The sequence below is a fragment of the Nocardioides sp. T5 genome, from assembly GCF_048161455.1.
Lineage (GTDB): Bacteria > Actinomycetota > Actinomycetes > Propionibacteriales > Nocardioidaceae > Nocardioides.
The window spans coordinates 197,365-210,841 of record NZ_CP182415.1 but is presented as its reverse complement, the minus strand read 5'-3'; the positions used below and the strand labels follow the sequence as shown (position 1 = coordinate 210,841).

Here is a 13,477-nt window from a genome sequence, read left to right as displayed (position 1 = left end):
ACCGCGTCGCCCGCACGGGTGTCGGTCGCCGCTCATAGGGTGGCGCCGTGACCCTGCACCTGCACACCTCCGAGCGCACCGACGCGCTCGCCGACGGCCTGGCGGACCTGCTGGTCACCCCGCTCCCCGACCCCTTCGCGCGTGAGGTCGTCGTCGTGCCCGCGCGCGGCGTCGAGCGCTGGCTCACCCAGCGGCTCTCGCACCGCCTCGGCGTGGGCGCCCGCGGGCGCGACGGCGTGTGCGCCGGCGTCGACTTCGTGACCCCCCACTCGCTGGTGTCGATGCTGCTCGACCGCGACGCCGACGACCCGTGGAGCCCCGACCGGCTGGCGTGGCCGCTCCTCGAGATCATCGACTCGGTGATGGGGGCGCCGGGGTTCGACGACCTGACCAAGCACCTGACCGACCGGCACCCCGGCGACCAGCGCAGCGTCCGTCGCTACGCCGTCGCCCGGCGCCTCGCCGGGCTGTTCTCCTCCTACGCCGTCCAGCGCCCGCAGCTCGTCCGCGACTGGCGGGCAGGCGACGACACCGACGGCGCCGGCGGCCCCCTCGACCCCGACCTGCGGTGGCAGGCCGAGCTGTGGCGCAGGCTCGCCGCCCGGGTCGAGGCACTTGCACCTGACGTCCGGCACGCCACGACGCTCGAGCAGCTGCGCGACGGCGCCGACGGGCTCGACCTGCCCGGTCGCCTCTCCCTGTTCGGCCACACCCGGCTGCCGGTGACCGAGGTCGAGCTCCTGCGCGCCCTGGGCGAGCGCCGCGACGTCCACCTGTGGCTCCCGCAGCCCTCCCCCGCCCTGTGGGAGTCGCTGGCGCCGACGGCCGCTGCCGGGCCGGTGGCGCGTGCCGACGACCGGTCCGCCGACCTGGTCGGCCACCCGCTCCTGGCCTCCCTGGGGCGCGACTCCCGCGAGCTGCGCCGCACCCTCGGCCCCGTCGAGGCCGAGCAGCACGCGGCGGGCCATGCCGGCTCGGCGACCCTGCTCGGCTGGCTGCAGTCGGACCTGCGGGCCAACCAGGCGCCCGACGGTGACGCCCTCGCGGCCCGGGTCCGCCGGCCCACCGACCTCTCGGTGCAGGTGCATGCGTGCCACGGCACCGCCCGACAGGTCGACGTCCTGCGCGAGGTGCTGGTCGGGCTGCTCGAGGACGACCCGACGCTCGAGCCGCGCGACATCCTCGTGATGTGCCCCGACATCGAGACCTACGCCCCGCTCATCTCGGCCGGGTTCGGGCTGGCCGACGTCGCGCGCGAGGACGTCGGCCACCCGGCCCACCGGCTCCGCGTCCGCCTCGCCGACCGCTCGCCCGGCGCGACCAACCCGCTCCTCGGCGTCGCCGCCGACCTCGTCGAGCTGGCAGCCGGCCGGATGACGGCCACCTCCGTCCTCGACCTCGCTGCGACCGAGCCGGTGCGGGCCCGGTTCGGCTTCACCGACGACCACCTCGAGCGGATGGCGCGGTGGGTCGACCAGGCGGCCATCCGCTGGGGCTACGACCGCGACCACCGCTCCGCCTTCGGCCTCGACCTCGACGCCAACACCTGGCTCGCCGGGCTGCAGCGGGTGCTCCTCGGTGCGGCGATGTCCGGGGAGGGGCACCGGTTCGTCAGCGGCACGCTGCCGCTCGACGACGTCGGCGACGGCCACCTCGAGCTCGTCGGCAGCTTCGTCGAGATGGTCGACCGCCTGCACGCCTTCGTGAGCGCAGCCGCGTCGGCGACGTCGGTCGCCGACTGGACCGTCGCCCTCGGCCGGGCGGTCCACGGGCTGACCCTGAGCGGGTCCGACGACGCGTGGCGCGTCGCGCAGTTCGACCGCGAGCTGGCCCGCATCTCGGCCGGCGTCGGCGACCACGAGACCCGCCTGCGCCACGCCGACGTACGCGCCCTGCTCCGCCACCGCCTCCGAGGACGCCCCACGCGCAGCAACTTCCGCACCGGCACCCTCACCGTCTGCACGATGGTGCCGATGCGCTCGGTCCCGCACCGCGTCGTGTGCCTGGTCGGGCTCGACGACGGGGTCTTCCCGAGGATCGAGGCCGTCGACGGCGACGACGTCCTGGCCCGGCGACCGATGACCGGCGAGCGCGACATCCGCTCGGAGGACCGCCAGCTGCTGCTCGACGCGATCGGCGCCGCCACCGAGACGCTCGTGGTGACCTACGCCGGCCGGGGTGAGCACACCAACGACGACAAGCCGCCGGCCGTGCCGCTCGGGGAGCTCCTCGACGCGCTCGACCGCACCAGCAGCACGCCCGTGCGCGACGACGTGCTCGTGCACCACCCGCTCCAGCCCTTCGACGAGGCCAACCTGACCGCCGGGGCGCTGGTGGGGTCCGCGGACCGGCCCTTCTCCTTCGACCGCACGGCGCTCGCCGGCGCCCTGGCGGCGCGGGCGCCGATGCCGGCCCCGCGGGCACTCGTGCCCGGTCCGCTGCCGCCGCCCGAGCCGGTGCGGGAGGTGGCGCTCGCCGACCTCCACGACTTCCTCGCCCATCCCGTGCGCAGCTTCCTGCGCCAGCAGCTGCGGATCACCACCCCCTACGACGTCGACGAGACCAAGGACGCCATCCCGATCACGCTCGACGGCCTGGAGAAGTGGGACGTCGGCGACCGGTTGGTGCGCGACGTGCTCAGCGGGGGCGACCCCCAGGCCGCGATGCTGGCCGAGCAGCTGCGCGGCCTCCTGCCGCCCGAGGACCTCGGGTCGGCCATGCTCACCGAGATCGTCCAGCGGGTGCGCCCGCTCGTCGAGGCGGCCGTACCGCTGCGCACCGGGCCCGCGCGCACGATCGACGTCGACGTCGACCTCGGCGACCGCCGGCTGACCGGCACCGTCGGCAGCGTCTTCGGCAACAACCTGGTCTCCGTGAGCTACTCCAGCCTCGGCGCCAAGCACCGGCTGTCCGCGTGGCTCGACGCCCTCGCCCTCGCCGCCGGCCACCCCGACGAGAACTGGACCGCCCACACGATCGGTCGCTGGGGCAGGTCGGGCCGGCGGGCGCTCGTGTCGCCGCTGCCCGACCACGAGGCGCGCGCACACCTGCGCGACCTCGTCGCCGTGATGGAGCGCGGCCAGCGCGAGCCGCTGCCGTTGCCGGTGCGGACCAGCCTGGCCTTCGCCGAGGAGTTCGCGATCATCGAGCGGTCCGGCGGGGGGAGCCCGGCCGACCCCGACGCCAAGGCACGTGCGGAGTGGGTGACGCCGCGGTTCAACGAGACCGGCTTCCCCAAGGAGGACGGCGACCAGTGGCACGTGCGCGCCTGGGGCGAGCAGGCTCCCTACGACCTGCTCGCCGCGCCGCTGCTGGCCGACGAGGAGGGACCGGCGCCCCACCGCCTGGCCCACTACGCGCTCCGCGTCTGGTCGCCGCTGCTCGCCCACGAGCTGGTCCGGGGGATCTGACGTGGACGAGATGCAGACCTTCGACATCTGCGGTCCGCTGCCGACCGGCACGACGCTGCTCGAGGCCAGCGCCGGCACCGGCAAGACGTGGACGATCGCCGCGCTGGTGACCCGCTACCTCGTCGAGGGCGTCGCCACCCTCGAGGAGATGCTCGTCGTCACCTTCACCCGCGCCGCCAGCCAGGAGCTGCGCGACCGCGTACGCCGCCAGCTCGACGACGCGGCGGCCGTGCTGGCCGACCCCGCCACCGCCGACCCCGCCAACCGGCTGCACGACTGGCTGCTCGACGCCGACGGGGCCGAGCGGGCCGTCCGGCTCGGTCGGCTGACCGACGCGCTGACGTCGTTCGACGCCGCGACCATCGCGACCATCCACCAGTTCTGCCAGCTGGTGCTGCGCAGCCTGGGCGTGGCCGGCGACACCGACACCGGCGCCGTCCTGGTCGAGGACCTCGAGCAGCTCACCACCGAGGTCACCGACGACCGCTACCTCCACCTCTTCGCCCGCGAGCAGCAGGCGGCATGGAGCCGCGAGGAGGCGCTCGGCATCGCCCGTGCCGTCGTCGGGGACCCCCGCGCGCGGGTGGCTCCCCAGGAGGCGCTCGCCGAGGACCCCGAGGGCGTGGCCGCGGGCCGGGTGCGCTTCGCGTGCGACGTGCTCGAGGAGATCGACCGGCGCAAGCGCCGCCTGGGCGTCCTGTCCTACGACGACCTCCTCGGCCAGCTCGCCGACGCGCTCGCCGACGACGACGCGCCGGCCCGCACCCGCATGCGCCAGCGGTGGAAGGTCGCGCTGATCGACGAGTTCCAGGACACCGACCCCGTGCAGTGGCAGGTCTTCGAGCGCGCCTTCCACGGCGTCGCCACGCTCGTGCTCATCGGCGACCCCAAGCAGGCCATCTACGCCTTCCGCGGTGGCGACATCGTCACCTACCTCGACGCCGCCGAGCAGGCCACGACCCGGCAGACGCTCGGCGTCAACTGGCGTGCCGACCAGCCGCTGCTCGATGCCCTCCACGTCCTCGTCGAGGGTGCCGCCCTCGGTGACGAGCGCATCTCGGTCCACCCGGTGAGCGCCCACCACGGCGCCCCACGGCTCGAGGGCGCCGGCCCGCCGTTCCGGCTTCGGGTGGTGCGCCACGAGGAGCTCGGACGTCGCCGCCCGCGCATCGGCGACTGGCGCGAGCACGTCCTCACCGACCTCGCCGCCGACGTCAAGCGCCTGCTGACCAGCGGCGCCACGGTCGGCGCCGGCGACGACGCCCGACCGATCGAGCCCAAGGACGTCGCGGTCCTCGCGGCCCGCCGGGCCGACCTGCTCGCCGCGCAGGACGCCCTCGCCGCGGTCGGCGTGCCCGCCGTGCTCAACGCCGGCGGGTCCGTCTTCAAGACCGCGGCGGCGACGCAGTGGCTGACGCTGCTCGAGGCGCTCGAGCAGCCCCATCGCGCCGACCGCGTGCGCGCGGCCGCGCTGACCGACTTCTTCGGGCGCAGCGCCGACGACCTCCAGGCCGAGCCCGACCCGACCGACGAGCTCAGCGAGCGCGTACGCCGCCTCGCCGACGTGTTCGCCACCCGCGGCGTCGCGGCGGTGCTGGAGAGCGCGGTGCTCGAGGGCCTCACCGCCCGCGTGCTCGGACGCGTGGGGGGCGAGCGCACGCTGACCGACCTGCGCCACGTCGGCGAGGCGCTGCACAAGGTGACCGTCAGCGAGCGCTTCGGCGTGGTCGGGCTGCTGGGCTGGCTGCGCACGCAGGTGGCCGACGACAAGATCGAGGTCGCCTCCGAGCGCACCCGCCGGCTCGACTCCGACGCGGCCGCCGTCCAGCTCGTGACGATCCACGGCAGCAAGGGCATGGAATACCCCGTCGTCTACCTCCCGACCCTGTGGGACCGGTGGGTGCGCGACGAGGACGTGCCGCTCTTCCACGACGCCGACGGCGAGCGCTGCCGCGACGTCGGCGGACCCAGCCGCTGGCGCGACACCGCCGTCGCCGCGAGCCGGCACGAGGACGCCGGGGAGTCGCTCCGGCTCCTCTACGTCGCGCTCACCCGGGCCCAGTCCCAGGTCGTCGCGTGGTACTGCCCCACCGCCAACAACACCGCGTCCGCACCCCTGCACCGCATGCTGTTCGGGCGCGCGCCGGGGCACGCCCGCGTGCACGACGAGCAGCCGGTCGTCGGCGACGACGAGCTCGTCGAGATCCTCGGACGCTGGAGGACGGCCGGCGGCCCACAGCCCGAGGTCGCCGCCCTCGTCCCGGTCGACACGACACCCATCCAGCGCGACCTGCCGCCCCTGGCGGTGCGCACCTTCGACCGCGACGTCGACACCGACTGGCGCCGCACCTCCTACTCCGCCCTCTCCGCCGCCGGCGCACCCCATGCCGGCGCGCCCGACCGGGTGCTGTCCGAGCCGGACGACGCACCCGACCTCGACGACGCCGACCTCGAGCAGCTCGACGACACGACCGCACCCGAGCCCGACCTCGAGCTGACGGCGGTGCCCTCCCCCATGGCCGACCTGCCGGTGGGCGCCGAGTTCGGCTCCCTCGTCCACGAGGTCCTCGAGCACGCCGACCCCGCCGCGACCGACCTGCGGGCCGAGCTCCTGGCCCAGGTCGAGGAGCACCGCGCGTGGTGGGCGGTCGAGGTCGACGCCGACGAGCTGGCCGACGCGCTCGTCGCGGTCTGCGACTCCCCGCTGGGTCCGCTGGCCGGCGGGCTCACGCTGCGCGACATCCGCCTCCCCGACCGGTTGCGCGAGCTCGACTTCGAGGTGCCGCTGGCCGGCGGCGACCTGACGTCGGCGCGCGACGCGGCCTCGGTCGTGCTCGGCGACCTCGCCCCGCTGCTGCGCCGGCACCTGCCCGACGGTGACCCGCTGCTGGCCTTCGCCGGGACCCTCGAGGGCGACCCGGACCTGGCCGGCCAGCGCCTCCTGGGCTACCTCACCGGCTCGATCGACGTCGTGGTGCGGGTGCCGGTCGGCGGCCGCACCCGCTACCTCACCATCGACTACAAGACCAACTGGCTCGGCGACCGCGCAGCGCCCGCGACGGCCTGGGACTACCGCCCCGACGTCCTCGACGAGGCGATGGGGCACTCCGACTACCCGCTCCAGGCGCTCCTCTACACCGTCGTGCTCCACCGCTACCTGCGCTGGCGGCTGCCCGACTACGACCCGCACCTGCACCTCGGCGGTGTGCTCTACCTCTACCTCCGCGGCATGTGCGGTCCGGCCACGCCGCTCGTCGACGGCAAGCCCTGCGGCGTGTTCTCGTGGCAGCCACCCGTCCCGCTCGTGACGGCGCTGTCCGACCTGCTGGACGGAGTCACACGATGAGTGACCTCTTCGAGCCCGTCGACGCCACCGACGCCCGGCTCGCGCTCGGCGCGACCGGGCTGCTCGGCGCCTTCAACACCGCCGGCGTGCTGACCAGCGCCGACGTCCACGTCGCCGCGGCCCTTGGCCGGCTCGGGCGTGAGGGCGACGAACGGGTGCTGCTGGCGGTGGCGCTCGCCGTACGCGCCGTGCGCGGCGGGTCGGTGTGCGTCGACCTCGCGATGGTGGCCGACCCGCCCGACCTCCCCTGGCCCTCGCCGGACGAGTGGGCGCAGGCCGTCGCTGCGAGCCCCCTGGTGGCGGCCGGGCTGGTCCGCTGGGACCACGACCTGCTCTACCTCGACCGCTACCACGAGCAGGAGACCCAGGTCGTCGACGACCTGCTCGCGCGCGCCGCCACCTCCCCCGACCACGACCCCGACCTCATGCGGGCCTCCCTCGGCCGCGTGGTCGCGGCCATGCAGGCGGCGGCCGTCGCCGCCGGCCGGGAGCGTCCGTCCTACGACGAGCAGGTCGCGGCCTGCCTCGCCGCGGCGGGCCAGTGGACGACCGTTCTCACCGGTGGTCCGGGCACCGGCAAGACCACGGCTGTCGCGTCCCTGCTGGTCGGGCTCCTCGACCAGCACCCGGGCGGCCTGCGCATCGCGCTCGCCGCGCCGACCGGCAAGGCCGCCGCCCGCCTGCAGCAGGCGGTGCACCAGGAGGCCGAGGCCTTCGAGGAGGCCGACCGCGTCCGGCTCGCCGGCGTCACCGCCTCCACGCTCCACCGGCTGCTCCGCCCCGACCCGGGGAACTCCACCCGGTTCCGCCACCACCGCGGCAACCGCCTGCCCCACGACGTGGTCGTCGTCGACGAGTCGTCGATGGTGTCGCTCACCCAGATGGCGCGCCTGCTCGAGGCCGTACGCCCCGACGCCCGGCTGGTGCTCGTCGGCGACCCGCACCAGCTGTCGTCGGTCGAGGCCGGCGCGGTGCTCAGCGACGTGGTCCGCGGCTTCGACGGGCGCGCCGACTCACCGGTCGCGGCGCTCGAGTCCACCCACCGCTTCGGACCGGAGATCGGTGAGCTCGCCGAGGCGCTGCGCACCGGCGACGCCGACGGCGCCCTCGCCGTCCTCGCCGCCCGCCACGAGGCGGTCGAGTGGGTCGACGACGTCGACCCGGCCTCGCGCATCCGCACGACCGCGCTCGAGGCGGCGCTCGCCGTCCGCGACGCCGCCGAGCGCGGCGACGTCACCGGGGCGCTCGCCGCGCTCGACCGGCACCGCCTGCTGTGCGCGCACCGCGACGGCCCCTTCGGCGTACGCCACTGGAACCGTCGCATCGAGCACTGGCTCACCGCCGAGACCGGTGACCCGCTCTTCGAGCGGGCCTACGTCGGCCGTCCGCTGCTGGTCACCGCCAACGACCACCAGCTCGGCGTCTACAACGGCGACAGCGGGGTGGTCGTGCTGACGCCGGCCGGTCCGCGCGCCGTCATCGCCGCCAGCGACGGTCCGCGCGACCTCGCCCCGTCCCGGCTGGGCGACGTCGAGACCATGCACGCAATGACGATCCACAAGTCGCAGGGCTCGCAGGCCGACGTGGTCACGGTCCTGCTCCCCGACGAGGACTCCCGGCTGCTGTCGCGCGAGCTCTTCTACACCGCCGTCACCCGGGCCCGGTCGCGGGTGCGTGTCGTCGGGTCCGAGGCGGCGATCCGCGCGGCCATCGGCCGCCGCGCCCAGCGCGCGAGCGGGCTCGGCCTCCGCCTTGCGGCCGCCGACCGACCCGCGTCCCCCGCCGTCCCGCCGTCGCGCGCCTGAAACGCCGGCGACACAGATCACCGATAGCCTCTTTGCATGCCATACCTGATGCGAGTCGAGCTCCCGGACGTGCCCGGGTCGCTGGGTCGCGTCGCGAGCGCGATCGGTGAGGCCGGCGGCGACATCGAGGCGATCGAGATCGTGGAGAAGCGCGACGGGTTCGCCGTCGACGACGTGCTCCTCGAGATCACCCACGGCACCATGCCCGACTCGATCATCTCCGCGTGCAGCGTGCTCGACGGGGTCAGCGTGCTGTGGATCAGCCGCTACGCCGCCGGGGGCAACCTGTTCCTCGACCTCGAGGTCGTCGAGGCGCTCACCGAGGACCCCGCCTCCGCCCGCGACCGCCTCGTGGACCTGCTGCCGATCGCCTTCCGCGTCGACTGGGCCGCCCGCGTCACGCCCGGCGCCGACGGGGTCGCCGCCACCGTCGTCCACGCGACCGACGCCGCGCCGTCGGCGTACGACATCGGACACATCCCCGCACCCACCCGCCTTCCCGGCGACGAGGTCTACGTCGAGTGCGCCGCCCCCTTCGGTGACGACCTCGTCCTGCTGGGTCGCCGCGGCGGTCCGGAGTTCCTCGACTCCGAGCTCGCCCGCCTCGAGCACCTCGTCGGGCTCGCGATGACCATCAGCCACTGACCCCCGCCCTCCCCTTCCCCGGGCTCGAGCGGTGGTCCACCGACATTCCGCGCGGGCCGAGTGTGGGTGGGCCACCGCCGCCCGGCGCGTCGACGTACGACACACCGACGGGCGGTGGTCCACCGACGTTCCCTGCCGTTCGAACGTGGGTGGGCCACCGCCCGAGCGGTGCGTGAGACACGTTCCGCAGCCCGGAAACCTGCGTGGCGCACCGCTCGCCGTACGACCCGACCCCCGCGGTGGTCCACCGACGTTCCCTGCCGTTCGACTGGGGTGGGCCACCGCTCGAGCGGTGGGTGAGACACGTTCCGCAGCCCGAGAACCTGCGTGGCGCACCGCCAGCCGTACGCGTCCACTCGGGCGGCGCGTGAGACACGTTCCGCCGCCCGGAAACCTGCGTGGCGCACCGCTCGCCGTACGACCCGACCCCCGCGGTGCGTGAGACACGTTCCGCAGCCCAGAAACCTGCGTGGCGCACCGCTAGCCGTACGCGCCTGCTCGGGCGGTGGGTGAGACACGTTCCGCAGCCCGGAAACCTGCGTGGCGCACCGCCGAGCGGGGGTCAGGGCACCGAGCGGATCCGGGTGACGAAGACGGAGCCGAGGACGCAGAGCACGAAGCCGACGAGATAGACGACGCCGTAGCCGAGGGACCAGCCCTCGCCGTGGGTGGCGACGGAGCCACCGAGCTCGCGTACGACGACGAGGATGAGGCCGGCGATCGCCGGGGCGAGCACCTGGGGCAGGGCGGAGGCGATGTTGATGACGCCGAGGTCCTTGGCCCGGTCGACGGCACCGGGGAGGACCTGCGTGATGAGCGCGAAGTCGACGGCCTGGTAGACGCCGAACCCCGCGCCGAGCACCACGGCGGCGAGCAGCGCGCCGGGCCAGTCCTGCCACAGGCCGAGGACGAGCGAGCTGGCCCCGATGAGCACGCCGGACCAGATCACGAAGACCTTGCGCCGGCCGATTCGGTCGCTCCAGTGCCCGACCACGACGGTGGTGGCGACGGTGCACACGCCGTAGATCAGCACGAGAGTGCCGAGCCGGGCGGTGGCGTCGTCGTCGCCGAACCCGAGCCCGTCGGTGAGGAAGTAGTAGAGGTAGTTGAGCGCGATCCAGTTGCCCAGGTTGACCAGCAGCCGTGTGAGCCACGCCCACGCGAAGTCGGGGTGCTCGCGCGGCGAGACCCAGAAGGAGCGGAGCAGCCGCCGCCAGTCCATGGGCTCGAGCGGGTGGTCGGGCGGCAGCGCGAGGTCGCGCGAGCCGAGCAGGTAGGGCACCGAGAGCAGCAGCATCACGACCGCGATCGCCAGGTAGCCCTGCGCGATCGATCCGGTCACCTCCGCGATCTTGATACCCATCAGCACGCCGACGGTCCCGGCGATGGCGACGAGCCCGCCGATGAGGCCGCGACGCTCGACGGGCACCTGGTCGGGCACGGCCGCGACGCCGCCGGCCCACGCGGCGTTGAGCGCGAGCTGGACCAGGCTCCAGGCGACGACCATCAGCGCGGCGGTCTCGGCGACGGACAGCAGCAGCAGCGAAGCGGCGCCGAGCACCACGCCGCCGAGCACCCACGGCACCCGGCGCCCCAGGCGCGAGCGCGTGCGGTCGCTGAAGGCGCCCCACAACGGGTTGGCGAACAGTGACACCGCGGCGCCGCTGAACAGGACGACCGCGAGCAGGGCCTCCTTGCTCATGCCCCCGGGCTCGGCAGCGGCGATCCTGTCGGCCTGCTGCGCGAGCAGCACCTGGATCGGGCCGAACCACCCGGCCATCACCCCGAGGTTGAGCAGGACCAGCGCCCCGACCCAGCGGGCCGGCGGGTTGTCGACGGGCTCGTCGAACGGCGACCGGGTCGGCAGCGTGGTCGTCACCGCGTCATTGTGGGGCCGCGAGGTCGCTGCGGGAAGGGTGCCGTGGCGGGACTCTGCCGTCCGCGCTCTCACGCGCGCTGGTGTGCGAGTACGTTCGATCCAACCCGACGACAGGAGGTCGTGATGACGGACCAAGCAGGGACCGACGCTCCCGACGAGCTCGAGCAGGCGGGCGAGCCGTTCGAGCCCGAGGCGCCGGCCCACCTCGACCCGGACGCCGAGGCGGTCGTGCACGACGAGGACCTCGACGAGGAGGCGCTCGTGGACGAGTCCGACCCGGCGCCCGATCAGCCCGCGACCTGAGTCAGGCGCGTTCGAGCAGGAAGAGCGGGATCTCCCGGTCGGTCTTCTCCTGGTAGGAGGCGTACGTCGACCACGTCGCGACGGCGTGCTCCCACCAGTCGGCGCGCTCCTCGCCCTCGAGGATCCGGGCGGTGTAGACGTGCTTCTCGGCCCCGTCCTGCAGCTCGACCTCGGGGTGGGCGACGAAGTTGTAGTACCACTCCGGGTTCTCCGGGGCGCCGCCCTTCGAGGCCACGGCGAGGTAGGCACCGTCGCGCTCGACGCGCATCACCGGGTTCTTGCGGAGGTTGCCCGACTTCGCGCCCACCGAGGTGATGACGACGATCGGGTAGCTCGTGTCGGGCAGCGTGTTGGCCCGCTCCCCGTCGCTGGCCTCGTACTCGGCCACCTGGTTGCGGACCCACTCCGCCTTGCTCGGGACGTACGTTCCAGTCAGTGACATGCCTCCCACAACACCATGCTGGGTAGCGATCTTCCTCACCCGCACGGATAGCCTCCCGCCATGAGTGCGATCGAGGGCGTCAGCGAGATCTTCGACCCCGAGGCCTGGGACGTGGTGCCCGGCTTCGACGACCTCACCGACCTGACCTACCACCGCGCCCGCGAGCACGGCACCGTGCGGATCGCCTTCGACCGGCCCGACGTGCTCAACGCGTTCCGCCCGCACACGGTCGACGAGCTCCTGCGCACCCTCGAGCACGCGCGTACGTCGGCCGACGTCGGCTGCGTCATCCTCACCGGCAACGGGCCGAGCGCGAAGAACGGCAAGTGGGCCTTCTGCACCGGCGGTGACCAGCGCATCCGCGGCAGGGCCGGCTACCAGTACGAGACCGACGGGCACACCGATGCCGGCGCCGAGCCCCTGAGCCCTTCGAGTCCGGCGATCGACAAGGCCAGGCTCGCCCGGCTCCACATCCTCGAGTGCCAGCGACTGATCCGCTTCATGCCCAAGGTCGTCGTCTGCGTCGTCCCCGGCTGGGCGGCCGGCGGCGGCCACAGCCTCCACGTCGTCGCCGACCTCACCCTCGCCAGCCGCGAGCACGCCCGGTTCAAGCAGACCGATGCCGACGTCGGCTCGTTCGACGGCGGCTACGGCTCGGCCTACCTCGCCCGTCAGGTCGGCCAGAAGTTCGCCCGCGAGATCTTCTTCCTCGCCGACGAGTACGACGCCGAGGAGATGCACCGCATGGGGGCGGTCAACCGCGTCGTCGAGCACGCCGACCTCGAGAAGGTCGCCCTCGACTGGGGGCGGAAGATCAACGGCAAGTCCCCGACCGCGCAGCGGATGCTGAAGTACTCCTTCAACCTCCTCGACGACGGCCTCGTCGGCCAGCAGCTGTTCGCCGGCGAGACGACCCGCCTGGCCTACATGACCGACGAGGCGCAGGAGGGACGCGACCAGTTCCTCGAGAAGCGCGAGCCCGACTGGTCGCCGTACCCCTGGTACTACTGACCTGCCGGCCGGTGGCCTGCAACCCTCGACCCGCTACCAGCGGTCCGCGGGGTCGGCGTCGTGCTGGTCGGTGACCTCGTGGAGGAGCTCGGCCGCCGTGTGTCGGTTGCCAGCCGTGCTGCCGGCCAGCAGTGCCTCCTCGCCCTGACCCGGCGTGAAGTCCGGAGGCACCACGAGCAGGGTCAGCCGTCCACCGTCGCCGAGGTCGACGCTCAGCACGTGGGTGTCGTCGCGGGGACACGCATCGACCGTGATCACGCGCTGCTCGACCGTGAGGGTGCGAGGAGCTGTGTCCCAGTCCGGGCGCGAGTACACCACTCGACTGATGTGCCCGTCGGTCAGCGGGAACTGCCGCACGAGGTCCGACATCTCGGACTCGAGGTCGCGGCTGTAGGGCCACCACGCGCCGTCCAGCTGGTCCTGGCCGGGAGCGCGACCCAGCCGCAGGCGCAGCGGGCGACGGCTCTCGGGAGCGGAGACGATCTGCGGCGCGGTCATGGCGTCCGCCTCTCGACCAGCGATCGATGCCGAGCTGGCATCCATCGCGTGGGTCCTCGCCGGGCACTGTACCCCGGGCCGACCTTCCCGTTCGGCCCGGCACGGCCCTCGTCCCCAGCGGGACCCATGGTTGCTTCT

9 protein-coding genes are annotated in these 13,477 nt (G+C 74.0%); 6 read left to right on the top strand and 3 right to left on the bottom strand.

The window, feature by feature from the left end:
- Nucleotides 1-47 precede the first annotated feature (47 nt).
- Genes recC through ACNKF0_RS00950 form a run of 4 tightly spaced genes read left to right on the top strand, consistent with a single transcriptional unit; the run spans nt 48 to nt 9,206 of the window.
- Complete coding sequence (gene recC, locus ACNKF0_RS00965; protein WP_416955094.1) at nt 48-3,410, top strand: exodeoxyribonuclease V subunit gamma; 3,363 nt, start codon at nt 48-50, stop codon at nt 3,408-3,410.
- 10 nt (nt 3,411-3,420) lie between these two features.
- Nucleotides 3,421-6,756 (top strand): UvrD-helicase domain-containing protein, encoded by a 3,336-nt coding sequence (locus ACNKF0_RS00960; RefSeq protein ID WP_416958637.1) that lies wholly within the window; start codon nt 3,421-3,423, stop codon nt 6,754-6,756.
- Nucleotides 6,753-8,561, top strand: coding sequence for an exodeoxyribonuclease V subunit alpha (gene recD / locus ACNKF0_RS00955; protein ID WP_416955093.1), 1,809 nt, complete (start codon nt 6,753-6,755; stop codon nt 8,559-8,561). The genes ACNKF0_RS00960 and recD overlap by 4 nt, the downstream gene beginning before the upstream one ends.
- 36 nt (nt 8,562-8,597) lie before the next feature.
- A complete protein-coding gene (locus tag ACNKF0_RS00950; protein WP_416955092.1) occupies nt 8,598-9,206 on the top strand; it encodes an ACT domain-containing protein in 609 nt (202 codons plus the stop codon).
- A gap of 562 nt (nt 9,207-9,768) precedes the next feature.
- Here ACNKF0_RS00950 and ACNKF0_RS00945 read toward each other — a convergent pair.
- A complete protein-coding gene (locus tag ACNKF0_RS00945; RefSeq protein ID WP_416955091.1) occupies nt 9,769-11,085 on the bottom strand; it encodes an MFS transporter in 1,317 nt (438 codons plus the stop codon).
- A 123-nt stretch (nt 11,086-11,208) separates the two neighbouring features.
- Here ACNKF0_RS00945 and ACNKF0_RS00940 point away from each other — a divergent pair, with 123 nt between their 5' ends.
- Nucleotides 11,209-11,388, top strand: coding sequence for a hypothetical protein (locus ACNKF0_RS00940; protein ID WP_299930760.1), 180 nt, complete (start codon nt 11,209-11,211; stop codon nt 11,386-11,388).
- A gap of 1 nt (nt 11,389) precedes the next feature.
- Here the strand turns inward: ACNKF0_RS00940 and ACNKF0_RS00935 are convergent, their stop codons facing one another.
- Nucleotides 11,390-11,830: a nitroreductase family deazaflavin-dependent oxidoreductase gene (locus tag ACNKF0_RS00935; protein WP_299930757.1), complete on the bottom strand. Its 441-nt coding sequence runs from the start codon at nt 11,828-11,830 to the stop codon at nt 11,390-11,392.
- A 60-nt stretch (nt 11,831-11,890) separates the two neighbouring features.
- Between ACNKF0_RS00935 and ACNKF0_RS00930 the strand changes: the two genes are divergently transcribed.
- Complete coding sequence (locus ACNKF0_RS00930; RefSeq protein WP_416955090.1) at nt 11,891-12,841, top strand: 1,4-dihydroxy-2-naphthoyl-CoA synthase; 951 nt, start codon at nt 11,891-11,893, stop codon at nt 12,839-12,841.
- Between the two features lie 33 nt (nt 12,842-12,874).
- On the opposite strand, the gene ACNKF0_RS00925 is transcribed toward ACNKF0_RS00930, so the two are convergent.
- Nucleotides 12,875-13,339, bottom strand: a complete 465-nt coding sequence (locus tag ACNKF0_RS00925; protein ID WP_299930752.1) for a DUF5994 family protein — start codon at nt 13,337-13,339, stop codon at nt 12,875-12,877.
- Nucleotides 13,340-13,477 lie beyond the last annotated feature (138 nt).